The organism is Ectobacillus antri (assembly GCF_003852715.1).
Lineage (GTDB): Bacteria > Bacillota > Bacilli > Bacillales > Bacillaceae_G > Ectobacillus > Ectobacillus antri.
The window spans coordinates 1-12,636 of record NZ_RIAV01000021.1 but is presented as its reverse complement, the minus strand read 5'-3'; the positions used below and the strand labels follow the sequence as shown (position 1 = coordinate 12,636).

Annotated in this window: 13 protein-coding genes and 2 rRNA genes; 1 reads left to right on the top strand and 14 read right to left on the bottom strand. The window is 36.8% G+C overall.

Annotated elements, in window-relative coordinates; genetic code table 11:
* Nucleotides 1–151: 151 nt before the first annotated feature.
* The 3 genes from EEJ45_RS14915 to metG all read right to left on the bottom strand — a co-directional run bounded on the left by EEJ45_RS14915 (nucleotide 152) and on the right by metG (nucleotide 4,548).
* Complete coding sequence (locus tag EEJ45_RS14915; RefSeq protein ID WP_245999956.1) at nucleotides 152–1,348, bottom strand: G5 and 3D domain-containing protein; 1,197 nt, start codon at nucleotides 1,346–1,348, stop codon at nucleotides 152–154.
* A 162-nt stretch (nucleotides 1,349–1,510) separates the two neighbouring features.
* Complete coding sequence (locus EEJ45_RS14910; protein ID WP_124565602.1) at nucleotides 1,511–2,278, bottom strand: TatD family hydrolase; 768 nt, start codon at nucleotides 2,276–2,278, stop codon at nucleotides 1,511–1,513.
* Between the two features lie 278 nt (nucleotides 2,279–2,556).
* Complete coding sequence (metG, locus tag EEJ45_RS14905) at nucleotides 2,557–4,548, bottom strand: methionine--tRNA ligase (RefSeq protein WP_124565601.1); 1,992 nt, start codon at nucleotides 4,546–4,548, stop codon at nucleotides 2,557–2,559.
* A gap of 422 nt (nucleotides 4,549–4,970) precedes the next feature.
* Between metG and EEJ45_RS14900 the strand changes: the two genes are divergently transcribed.
* Nucleotides 4,971–5,255 (top strand): transition state genes transcriptional regulator AbrB, encoded by a 285-nt coding sequence (locus EEJ45_RS14900; RefSeq protein WP_124565600.1) that lies wholly within the window; start codon nucleotides 4,971–4,973, stop codon nucleotides 5,253–5,255.
* A 34-nt stretch (nucleotides 5,256–5,289) separates the two neighbouring features.
* Here the strand turns inward: EEJ45_RS14900 and rsmI are convergent, their stop codons facing one another.
* From rsmI to EEJ45_RS14845, 11 genes are all read right to left on the bottom strand, one after another.
* Entirely contained in the window at nucleotides 5,290–6,162 is an 873-nt protein-coding gene (rsmI, locus tag EEJ45_RS14895; RefSeq protein ID WP_124565599.1) for a 16S rRNA (cytidine(1402)-2'-O)-methyltransferase, read from the bottom strand.
* A complete protein-coding gene (locus EEJ45_RS14890; protein WP_124565598.1) occupies nucleotides 6,131–6,418 on the bottom strand; it encodes a GIY-YIG nuclease family protein in 288 nt (95 codons plus the stop codon). The genes rsmI and EEJ45_RS14890 overlap by 32 nt, the downstream gene beginning before the upstream one ends.
* Nucleotides 6,408–7,145 carry a tRNA1(Val) (adenine(37)-N6)-methyltransferase gene (locus EEJ45_RS14885; protein ID WP_124565597.1) on the bottom strand — a complete coding sequence of 246 codons (738 nt, stop codon included), beginning with the start codon at nucleotides 7,143–7,145 and terminating at the stop codon, nucleotides 6,408–6,410. Before EEJ45_RS14885 ends, EEJ45_RS14890 begins: the two co-directional genes overlap by 11 nt.
* A 59-nt stretch (nucleotides 7,146–7,204) precedes the next feature.
* Complete coding sequence (gene yabA / locus EEJ45_RS14880; RefSeq protein WP_124565596.1) at nucleotides 7,205–7,552, bottom strand: DNA replication initiation control protein YabA; 348 nt, start codon at nucleotides 7,550–7,552, stop codon at nucleotides 7,205–7,207.
* Between the two features lie 14 nt (nucleotides 7,553–7,566).
* A complete protein-coding gene (locus EEJ45_RS14875) occupies nucleotides 7,567–8,394 on the bottom strand; it encodes a PSP1 domain-containing protein (protein ID WP_124565595.1) in 828 nt (275 codons plus the stop codon).
* A gap of 4 nt (nucleotides 8,395–8,398) precedes the next feature.
* Entirely contained in the window at nucleotides 8,399–9,379 is a 981-nt protein-coding gene (gene holB / locus EEJ45_RS14870) for a DNA polymerase III subunit delta' (RefSeq protein WP_124565594.1), read from the bottom strand.
* Nucleotides 9,380–9,456: 77 nt separating this feature from the next.
* Complete coding sequence (tmk, locus tag EEJ45_RS14865) at nucleotides 9,457–10,089, bottom strand: dTMP kinase (protein WP_124565593.1); 633 nt, start codon at nucleotides 10,087–10,089, stop codon at nucleotides 9,457–9,459.
* Between the two features lie 53 nt (nucleotides 10,090–10,142).
* A complete protein-coding gene (locus tag EEJ45_RS14860) occupies nucleotides 10,143–11,567 on the bottom strand; it encodes an aminotransferase class I/II-fold pyridoxal phosphate-dependent enzyme (protein ID WP_124565592.1) in 1,425 nt (474 codons plus the stop codon).
* A gap of 226 nt (nucleotides 11,568–11,793) precedes the next feature.
* Entirely contained in the window at nucleotides 11,794–11,952 is a 159-nt protein-coding gene (locus tag EEJ45_RS14855) for a sigma factor G inhibitor Gin (RefSeq protein ID WP_124565639.1), read from the bottom strand.
* A 381-nt stretch (nucleotides 11,953–12,333) separates the two neighbouring features.
* A 5S ribosomal RNA gene (gene rrf / locus EEJ45_RS14850) occupies nucleotides 12,334–12,449 on the bottom strand.
* A 91-nt stretch (nucleotides 12,450–12,540) separates the two neighbouring features.
* Nucleotides 12,541–12,636, bottom strand: a 23S ribosomal RNA gene (locus EEJ45_RS14845); the annotation flags it as partial.

Here is a 12,636-nt window from a genome sequence, read left to right as displayed (position 1 = left end):
CCTAAAATTATTAGTGGTTTATCTTACTTATGAGCTATGTGAAAGTTCATTACATGAGTTTGCTTTACGCTGGCTCCCTTTACTCAAATACACTCTAAATATCAACATCAAGCAACAACATAAAAAAAACAGAAGCCCTATGGCCCCTGTTTTATCTTAAAATACGAATTTTTACTCGTTTACGGCCCCAAGCACTAGCTTGAGCCTCTGTTGGCATTAGAACGTCAATTTTTCTTCCTTTAATAGCGCCTCCAGTATCACCCGCAATCGCATATCCATAACCTTCTACCCATACTTTCGTACCAAGCGGTATTATACGCGGATCAACTGCAATCAACTTCATATTTGGATTTGCTTTATAGTTATATCCACCAGCACTTGTTCCCTGACAACCTCTGCAGTAAGGCGAATATGCAGTAGCCTCCACGTAATACTCATCAGCAACAACACCACCATCAGAACCACGAGAAGGTTCAGCAGCCGCTGTTTGCATTGTTCCTACTGCAATAATTTTATCTTTGCTTTCTTTTAAAGTAACCTGATTCCTGATAGCACGTGAAACTTCTACACCATTTTCCTTAATAACTTCAAAGGTTTTTTGAACTTTACCTTCTTCGCCTTCTTGCAATACTTTCTCAGTTCCGACAGCTAAGGAAGAATCTTTTTGCTTTACTATAGCAAACGGAACCACTTCTTCCACTACATCGCTAACCTTTTCGACATGTGTGACCTTAATGTGCATATTTGGTGTAATTGTTTGATCACGAGACGGCTCTACTCTGTCAGTTTCATTCAACTTCACCTGTTGTTCGTCTAAAAGATCAGCGACCGTATCCGAAGTAGACCATATTTGTTTCTCTTCTCCACCAATGTTTAATGTAAGAGCAAAAGCATATCGTACTGTTACTGTGTCGTTTTCTTTAAGTGGTGTATCTAAACTTGGTGTAACTTTATCATGTTCACCAAGCTCAATACCTTCATTCTTTAAAAGCTCTTTTACTGTTGTAGCTGGAGACTTCAATTCTCTTTTTTTACCGTTTACTACAAGAGTAAACGCTTCTGCTTTTTCGACTACAATGCTCATGTTATCTGTTACTTTTGCAGATGCACTCGGTGTAACATGGTCATATTTACTAATTGTAATTCCTTTTTCTTTAAGTAATTCTCCTACGGTATCGGCATGGGTACGGAATGCCTCTTTTTTTCCTTCCACATCAACAGTAACATTATCTTTTGTTCCGGCATAAGCTGCTGTGCCTACTGAACTGGATATTACTAGAGCACTTGTAAGTTTTACTGCTAGCTTTTTACTTGTCCTCAACTTTAATAACAGGTTCTTTGTATTCACGAAGAACGCCTCCTTTATGCTTGAGATCAAATGACTAGCTTCCCCTTATGAATCTAGTAAATCCGGGCCGGTAAGATAATAGGAGAAGAAATGATAAAAAGAGGGGGTTATACCACACCTGTAGTTATATAACCTTCCGTATATAACCCTCTTTACCATATGTTATTGGATACCGAAGATTCGCTTCGCATTTTCAGTGGTTACACGAGCAACCTCTTCGAAAGAAAGACCTTTAATATCCGCAATCTCTTGCGCTACAAGTGAAACATATGCTGGCTCATTTCGCTTGCCGCGATGCGGATGGGGCGCCAAGTACGGACAATCTGTTTCAATAAGAAGTTTTTCAAGCGGAATTTGCGCCGCTACTTCTTTCGGCTTTTTTGCATTTTTAAACGTAACCGGTCCTCCTAAAGAAATCAGGAAGTTCATTTCGATGCACTGCTTTGCTGTTTCAGCACTGCCGCTAAAACAATGCATAATCCCTCCCACTTCAGACGCACCTTCTGATTTTAAAATATCCACGATATCCTGTGTTGCCTCTCGATTATGTATTACAATCGGCAAACCCACTTTTTTCGCTAGTCTAATTTGTTTTTTAAATACTTCTTGTTGTATCTCTTTCGGAGATTTATCCCAATAATAATCTAAGCCCGTTTCTCCAATAGCTACAACCTTTGGGTGAGCGGCCAACTCTTCTAGCCACTGTAAATGTTTATCTGTCATATCAATTGCATCAACAGGATGCCAACCGACAGCTGCGTAAATGAAATCATAACGCTCAACGAGTTCCATTGCTTTATAAATAGTAACCTCATCAAAGCCTACAACTACGATACGAGAAATCCCCGCTTCCTTTGTGCGTTCAATTACTTGTTGCAAATCTTCTTCAAATTGTTCCGCATTTAAGTGTGCATGTGTATCAAATAGCATTACATGATCTCCTTTACTGTGTTTAAGTCTAACATAACAAAAAATTACTTTCCTAACAGTGAAATAACAACTGTATTACATTTAGAATACATCTCATGTATATATTTTACAAAAAACGACAAGAAATCAGCTCAAAAACTTCGTTTAATTACAGTTTCTTTACAAAAAGAATACATCCCTTGTAACAGAATGATATTTATCGACACAGTTTGAATTCCTACAACAAGAAAGAAGATGTTTCTAGTTGTTACACGTGAAACATCTCCTTTTTTGTCGATTTATTTAATTTTTGTACCGTTTGGTATGGATGGATCTATTGTTGCCAGTGAAAGTTTTCCATTATCGCTTCCTGCAAGAATCATTCCTTGTGACAACTCCCCGCGAAGCTTTACAGGCTTTAAGTTCGTTACGCAAATCACTTTACGCCCTTTTAACTCCTCTGGAGAATAATACTGTGCGATACCAGACACGACTTGTCTTTTTTCAGTTCCTAAATCTAATTGTAACTTGAGTAGCTTGTCTGCTTTTTTAATTGGTTCAGCTTCTAAAACTTCTGCTACACGGAGCTCTACCTTAAAGAAGTCATCAATTGTAATCTCAGATACTTCTTGTATTTCTTGTGTAACTTCTTCTTTCTCTTCCTGTTTAGGTGCTGTGCCCTTCATTTGCTCTTGAATATATGCAACCTCAGGCTCCACTTCTAGCCTTGGGAAGATTGGTTGTGCTTTTGCTACTTTTGTTCCTTTTACAATACCTGTAAAGTTCCCTAAGCTGTCCCATGTTTTTAGTTCACTCTGTGTTAAACCTAGCTGCTCGAAAATCTTTGCTGGTGTCTCAGTAAGGAAAGGCATTAACATAATAGCGGACTGACGAAGTACTTCTGCTAAATGAACCATTACCGCACTTAATTGTTTACGATGTTCTTCGCTCTTAGCCAAAGTCCAAGGCTGCGTTTCATCAATATACTTATTGGCACGGCTAATCAACTGCCAAATCGTTGTTAACGCTACGGAAAACTCCATATTTTCCATAGCCTCTTCTACTTTAGCCACAGTAGCCTTTGCGACATCTTGCAAGTCCTGATCAAAATTTGTAACAATGCCTTCGTAAACTGGAATTTCACCCTCAAAGTATTTGTCAATCATTGCAACGGTACGATTTAATAGATTTCCTAAATCATTTGCCAAATCGTAGTTTAGACGCTCAACAAAACCTTCCGGTGTAAATACACCATCTGATCCGAATGGCACTTCGCGAAGTAAATAATAGCGCAAAGCATCTAGACCATAGCGGTTAATGAGCATAACTGGATCTACTACATTTCCTTTAGATTTACTCATCTTTCCATCTTTCATCAAAATCCAACCATGAGCAAATACTTTCTTAGGTAGCGGCAAATCTAATGCCATTAACATAATTGGCCAATAAATCGTATGGAAACGAACAATTTCTTTTCCTACAAGGTGTACGTCTGCCGGCCAATATTTTTTATAGTTTGTATCGTTATCTGTACCATATCCTAATGCTGTAATGTAGTTTGATAGTGCATCTATCCATACATAAATGACATGTTTAGGATTACCAGGCACTTTAACTCCCCAATCAAAAGATGTACGGGAAACAGCGAGGTCTTCCAAGCCTGGTTTAATAAAATTATTAATCATTTCATTTTTACGAGATTCTGGTTGAATAAATCCTGGATTCTCTTCGTAAAACTTTAGTAAACGATCTGCATATTTCCCCATGCGGAAGAAATAAGACTCTTCTCTTACTAACTCTACAGGATGGCCACTATCAGGACTCTTTCCGCCGACTACTTTCCCATTTTCAATAATTGGATCTACCAATTGGTGTTCTGTATAGAAAGTCTCATCTTGTACAGAATACCAACCTTCATACTCATCTAAATAAATATCACCTTGATCCAGGAGTTGCTTAAAAATCTTCTCGACCACTTCTTTATGACGATCTTCTGTCGTGCGAATAAAGTCGCTATACGAGATATCCATTTTAGTCCACAGTTCTTTAATTCCTGCAACAATGCCATCTACATAATCTTGCGGTGTAACCTGTAACTCTTCTGCCTTCTTTTGAATTTTTTGACCATGTTCATCTGTTCCCGTTAAATAATATACATCAAACCCTCGCAGGCGTTTATAACGAGCCATCGCATCTCCAGCAACTGTTGTGTATGCGTGTCCAATATGCAACTTACCACTCGGATAGTATATCGGTGTGGTAATATAAAAAGTCTTTTTTTCCTCTATCATTGTTTATCCTCCCAAATAACCTATGTACTAGTACTAGTATATCAAAAATCTTTATACAAAAACGAGACTACAACACTCAATTCTAATCAATATTATCAGGTATTTCTATTACCACCTAAAAATATACATTTCATCACAATTGATACTGCTATTTTCTATTACAAAATATACAATTTATTTTTGTAAATATATCCAATTTTTATTTTTTATCTATCTTTATATATTTATAGATAGTAAAAATGTGTCAAATCTATTACATTTCATTATATATTTCTTAAATTTTTTATAGAAATTTAGAATTTAATAATTGACGTAAATGTAAATCATTGGTATGATAAAGCAGTAATAAATTTTGTCGAAAAATGACGAATTTAGATATATAATTATCTTATGAATAAATAGCATTTGAGAGGAGAAAAGATATGAAATCTACAGGTATTGTTCGTAAAGTTGATGAATTAGGACGCGTTGTTATTCCTATCGAATTGCGTCGTACACTTGGTATTGCAGAAAAGGATGCATTAGAAATCTACGTAGATGATGAGAAAATCATTCTGAAAAAATACAAACCAAACATGACTTGCCAAGTTACAGGTGAAGTATCTGATGACAACCTTTCTTTAGCTGATGGAAAAATCATTCTTAGCCCTGAAGGTGCAGAAGCTATTCTTTCTGAATTGCAACAATATCTTACAACAGTAAAGTAATACATGAATAAAAGCTGAGCATTTCGCTCAGCTTTTATTCATGTATATGATATGCCTGATATACATCTCGTTTTGACATATTTCGCTCTTTTGCTACTGTTTTAATAGCTTCTTTTGAGTTAACTCCCTGCTCATCTATATAAAATTGCACATGCTCTAGAACAGATAACTTATCCCACCAAGCATCTTCAATTAGTGCTTCTTCTTTTGATCCTTCGACTAATAAACAGAATTCTCCTCGTACTTCTCCTTGTTTAGTCCATTCCAGTACGTCATCTAACGATCCTCGAATAAATTCTTCAAACTTCTTCGTCAACTCTCGACATATAGCTACATTGCGGTTTCCTAACACTTCACGCATGCTAAGCAAACTTTCTGTGAGCCGATGTGGTGCTTCATAAAAAATCAACGTATCCTGTATGTAACGTAACTTGTCTAATTCCTGCTTGCGCTCTTTCTTATTCCTGTGCAGAAAACCATAAAAATAAAAGTGCTTTGTCGATAAGCCTGATGCGATTAAAGCAGTAAGGGCCGCATTAGCACCGGGTAGTGAAACGACTGTATACTGAAGTGAGGTTGCTTGTACTACCAATTCATAACCGGGATCAGATATACATGGCGTTCCAGCATCACTTACAAGAGCTATCGTTTTTCCATCTTCTAATAGGCTAATAATTTTATGTGTACTTGTTTCTTTATTATGCTCATGATGACTTAATATGGGCGTATCAATTTCAAAATAATTGCATAGCTTTTTTGTTTGTCTTGTATCTTCAGCAGCAATAAAGTCTACTTCTTTGAGAGTGCGAATCGCTCGAAATGTCATATCTTCTAGATTTCCTATCGGCGTAGGAACAAGAAATAATGTACCTTTGTCATTGGGCTGAAAACTCTTTTGTTGCCACATGGCAATCTCCTCTTTTCATATAAACTTCTTTCTCATTGCGTCTTAACTGTTTAAAATGATATTCTGCCTTCATCGCATCTGATTTTGAAGCGAATACCTCATAATACATAAGCGTTACTGGTCTACGCGCTCTTGTATATTTTGCGCCCCTTCCTTCATTATGCTGACGAATACGCTGCTCTAAACGATTTGTATAACCAGCATAATAGCTTCCATCTCTGCATTGGACTACGTAAAAGTAATGGTTATGTTCCATACAAAATAGCACGCATTTCTTCTGTATATTCATTATTATCTTGATAAACAGTAAGTGGCGGTAATACTTTTAAATCCGGATTTCCATCTTTTATTCCCTCTATCAAAAGCATGTTTGCTTCCTTGCCTGCTTTTGGATATACAAGTTGCAAACGCTTCGGCTCCACCTTATATGTTCTCATAAGAGTAACAATATCTAAAAGCCTTCCAGGCCTATGGACAAAAGCAATTTTACCGCCTTGCTTCACAAGTTGACTGCTAACACGTACTACATCCTCTAGCGTACACATAATTTCATGTCTGGCAATAGCTAAATGCTTGTTTGGATTTATTTCTGACGTATTTGGTGTTTGAAAATAGGGCGGATTACACGTTACAACATCAAACTTATGATATCCTAGCACATTCGGCATATCTTTTAAGTCTCCATGAATTAAACGAATGCGTTCTTCCAATCTGTTTTCTTCTATACTGCGTACACCCATATGATAAATACGCTCTTGTATTTCAACACCTGTAATATTTCCCTTCGTACGCCTGCTCATGAGCAGAGGTATAACTGCATTACCAGTACATAAGTCTAAAATTTCTCCTTTTTGAATAGGTAACCAAGCAAATCTTCCAAGCAACACTGCATCTAACGAAAAGTTAAATACAGAGGGACTTTGAATGATTTTTATATCCTCTCCAGGTAAATAATCTAACCGTTCATCATCATACAAATGCATACGTAAGCTCCTTTAACGTTATATAAAAATTACCTTTCCAATCTCTTGGAAAGGTAATTTCACTTTTTATTGAGAAAAGAAAGGCAAAATAAGCAATCTCCTTCTTTTCGAACACTCCCATAATGTAAGTTACAAATATGAAAGCCTTCTTGATATAGCCTGGCCAAGTTATCGTAGCCTTCTCCAATATCTTTTGCTACTTTCTTTTGTCTCTCTTTAAAATGAGTACGCTTGGACTGTGAAACTTGTTCAAAATGTTGACGAAGATTTTCATTTTCCATTTTGATATGCTGGTTTTCTTCTAACAACTCTGCAAGATGTTGCTTTAATTCACCCAATTGCTTATATAAATGTCCAATCTGCTCTTCCATACTCGAAACAGATTGGAAAATATCCTTTTTCTCCACAAGCATCCACCCCATTAATCCGTGGCTTGACTAGAAACGACGCCTCCATTAATTAGCTCGTCCAATGTATATTCAATAACACGGTCTTTTCCGATAAGCTCCACTTGAATTAAACGCTCCAATATATTTAATCCAACTACTCGTCCTAGACCGCTTGGTGTTTGGATTTTTTGTTCTAAATCCGGTAACTGCTCTTTTGCTGCTTCGTATTCGTCATTTTCATACTTTAAACAGCACATTAAACGACCACACAGTCCTGAAATTTTTGCAGGATTTAAAGATAAGTTTTGATCCTTTGCCATCTTAATAGAAACTGGATCAAAATCACCTAAAAATGTAGAACAACATAGCATCCTACCGCAAGGACCTATTCCACCTAGCATTTTCGCTTCATCACGTACTCCAATTTGTCTTAATTCAATACGTGTCCGAAATATAGCGGCCAAATCTTTTACAAGCTCTCTAAAATCAATACGACCGTCTGCAGTGAAATAAAAAATAACTTTATTCCGATCAAATGTATACTCTACATCCACAAGCTTCATATCTAACTCATGAATTGCTACTTTTTCTGAACATATACGATAAGCTTCCTTCGCAGCCGTTTTGTTTTCTTCCACAATACTTCGATCATTTTCATCCGCAATACGAAGCACCTTTTTCAGAGGAAGCACTACATCGTTTTCAGCAACCTTTTTTCGATTCATTACAACCTTACCATATTCAATTCCTCTTACTGTTTCTACAATAACGAATTCGTTTTCAGGAATATCAAGATGGTTTGGGTCGAAGTAATAGATTTTTCCTGCTTTTTTAAACCGTACTCCTACTACATCGTACAAGCAACTACCCCTCCTGTAAGCGCAATACCAATTGTTCAAATGTAAGCTGTACATTTACATTAGCATTTAGCCTATTTTTTGCTTCTAATATATTTGAAAGTGCCGAAACAATACGTTTTTGAGAATAGGAGAACGTCTCAAATAAAGATTGTTGGTCAATAAATGTTATATTTCCCGTTTCATTAAGTTGAACATATAATAAATCCTTATAAATTAGGAGTAATAAGTCCAAACCAATTTGAATTTGCTCTTTATCTGTAAAATGCTTAAGCCACTTTTCTTGAACAAAAAAAAGCGATGAGGCATCTCCTAAAGCCTCACATAATTTTATCACTAAAGTTCTAGCTTGTGCAAACCATTCATCGTTACATAGTTCTTCCGCTTCTTGGATATTATTTGTTAACTGTGCAACAGTTAGTGCAAATGGTTTAGATATACCTTTTTCCTCAAGCTTCATAACCATGGCATGCTTTACTAGTGGTTGGAAGGTTAGCGTTTGGCAACGTGAAAGGATTGTATTTAAAATCTTATGACTGTTTTCTGTTAGGAGGATAGCCATTGTGCCAGTATGGGGTTCTTCTAGAAATTTCAACAATGTATTTGCCGCTGTCGTTGTCATACGATCTGCATGCTCAATAATATACACTTTTTGATTAGACTCAACGCCAGTCTTAGCAAACTCCTCTTGTAAAGTTTGCACTTGTTGCTTTTTAATAGAAGTACCTTCAGGCTTTACGATGTGCACATTCGGATGATTGCCTGACATAATACGTCTACAATTTCGACACAATTGACATGGTTCATACCCATTACGTTGTTCACAAAATACACTTTTCGTAAGTTGCAAAGCCGCATCTAGCTTTCCTGTTCCTTTTGAGCCCTCAAATAAATAGGCATGGGATATTCTATTTTTCTTTATACTATTGGTTAACATCTTTGCAACAAGCGGTTGTACAACCATGAATTGCTCCCACGTTGTTCCCATTTTATATCACTCACTTATATCGTATTTCATAAAAGGACTACTTATATCTTTATTATACCAACTTTCTTGTGCATATGTTATGTTTCCGCTTTTTTTATATACTGTTTTACAAGGTACAATACATCCTGTAACACCTGATCCGCTTCTTGATCTCCTTCAATACGCTTAATACGTTCAGGAAACAAATTTAACAACTGTAGATACCCTTCTCTTACTTTGTGATGGAAAGATACTCCTTCTAAATCCAGTCTATTAATTTCTCTTTCATTATCTTTATGAATACGAGCTAATCCTACTTCCGGTTCGATATCTAGATAAATAGTAAGATCCGGCATGCATCCTTCTGTCGCAAAGCGATTGACTTCTAAAATATTTTCCATCCCCAAGCCTCGTGCGAAGCCTTGATAGGCAAGTGAACTATCTATAAATCGATCACAAATAACGATTATTCCTCTTTCCAATGCTGGTATTACCTTTTCTACAAGATGCTGTCTACGAGCAGCCGCATACAATAAAGCTTCCGTCCTTGCATCCATCGCAAGATGTGATGGGTCATGAATAATTTCACGAATTTTTTCTGAAATCTCTATACCACCTGGTTCTCTTGTAAGTAGAACATTATATCCTTCTTGTTGCAAGACAGGAACAAGCTTAGCTAATAGTGTTGTCTTACCTGATCCTTCAGGCCCTTCAATTGTGATAAACTTCATAATCTATTCCCTTTCTTTACAGAATTTGCGATACTTTCATCCCATGCAGGACTTTAGTCTGCCTTTAGGCATGGGGGTGTCGAATCATATACTTTGATATATTCTATATCGGTTTGAAATGTTGCTCCAGCCTCTTTCAAGTACATAATCTGACGCAGATGAGTGTTTGTAATGCGCTCCCCCTTTAAAAGTAATGGAATGCCAGGCGGATAGGGAACAACAGGTTGGGCTGCGAGATAGCCTAACGTTTTCTCAAGAGGTAACTCCCTCTTAGGGAATTTAGCTAATTGCCGATAAGGAATCTCTAACGCTTGCAGTAGCGGTTCGCTCGGTGCAGCAAGTTTATTACTTGGCATCACAGGATACGCACGTAAAGCATCTGCGATAATATCTACTACTTGTACAAGCGTTTCATCTATATACAATGGCAAAATAAATAGTACATTATACACATCTGCTAGTTCTGTATAAATCCCTTTTTCCTCAAACAGTGCTTGCAGCTCAAAGCCTGATAAAGTGCATCTTGTCTGTATAATGACTTTTAGCGGGTCGTTTGGGTATAGCATTTCAATTTGCGGTATACATGCAAGTCGCTCTTTCCATACACGATAAAAGGCAAGTAGCGGTTCTATGTCACTTTCTTTTATTTGTGCTAACTCAAAGCGCGCCAAATCTAAAGATGCCATAATTGGATAGGACGGACTACTTGATTGTAACATATGTAGATATTCGGCAACCATTTCCTCTTCCACTCTACTACTATTTACATGTAAATAAGATCCCATTGTCATAGCAGGCAACGTTTTATGAGCTGAATGCACAACGATATCTGCACCGTAAGCTAAGGCTGATTTAGGAAAAGGATGTCCTAAGCAAAAGTGTGCACCATGTGCTTCATCAACCAGCACGACGAGGTGATGCTTATGTGCAAGATTAATCATACTTTGTAAATTTTGTGTCATTCCATAATAATTGGGATGTGTTAAAATAAGTGCCTTGGCATGTGGATATGCCTCAATAGCTGCTTCTAGTGTCTCATATGCTACACCAACAGGAACTTGCGCTTTCTCATCTACCTCTGTTCGTAAAAACACCGGCACAGCACCGGCCAGCTCAATGCCGTTTATAACCGACTTGTGACAGTTGCGTTGCACTAATACTATATCTCCGGAACGACATGTAGCTAAAATCATTGCTAAGTTCCCTACGGTAGAACCATTCACTAACAAAAAACTTTTTTTGACTTCATATAAATCTGCAACAAGCTCCGCTGCTTCCTTAATACATTCTGTTGGATGATGTAAATCATCTAAATTGCTTAACTCTGTCACATCAATTTCTAGTAAATTATTAAAATACTTACTGGCATGTTTAGAGGCAAAGCGCCCATTTTTATGACCTGGTACATGAAACGATACAGGTTTATGATGAGCAAATTGCACTAATGCATCATACAAAGGAGTTTTTAATTGATTCATTTTTATTATCCTCAGCTTAATTAGTATTTACTTATATATCCTTTGACAGTTTACTATAATAAGTCGTTCAGTAGAAGAGAATGGAGCTATCCCGATCTGTTTGCCAAGCTATCTTTTCCATACTTTTTAGAGAATAATTCAGGTGAAAAGATAAAAAACAATAGACTATAGCCTACTGTTTTACAAATTTTTAAATACAGAAACTCACTTTTTTATAAGGAGAGTATCACGCGTGTATCCTCCGCAATTTCGTAAGATAAAATTCATACTTAGGATCATTGGTTTCTGTACATACAATATCCTTTTCGCAACTCTCACATATGAATCCATTATACAACATAATACCAGTAGGCTTTTCAAGATCACATACAATACAAGATTTCATTGCATTTATTGTATTCTCCAAACCCTTCACCTCCGTATTATTATAGTTAACTGTTATCTTAAATTTTATACATTTTTTAAATTATTTAGATAATTTTTTGTTTTATAGTTTATGATATAGGCATTTTATTGGTGCCTATCTTTATTTGATTTACCATACTCTATGTTATATAAAACAAAAGCTCTGTTAAAACAAAGTCTTAAGGTTTTTTTATTGATTTTTGTTACAGAAGTTCACTTTGCGAAAACATCAGGCAATCTCCTTAGCGCTATGCACTTTGGGCTGTATCCTCCACACACCATAATTAATAAATACGGATATTAGGATTAAACTTTAATACACAAAATAAAAAAGCCGGTCAACATGACCGGCTTACTGTGTGCCTAGCGACGTCCTACTCTCACAGGGACAAGGTCCCAACTACCATCGGCGCAAAAGAGCTTAACTTCCGTGTTCGGTATGGGAACGGGTGTGACCTCTTTGCCATCATCACTAGACATTTGAAGGCATATTCCTTCAAAACTGGATAACATAGTGTATTCGTAATCTAGCTTTAGCTCGCTAAACGCTCGCCTCTGCTTTTTATATTTGGTTAAGCCCTCGATCGATTAGTATCAGTCAGCTCCACACGTCACCGCGCTTCCACCTCTGACCTATCAACCTGATCATCTTTCAGGGATCTTA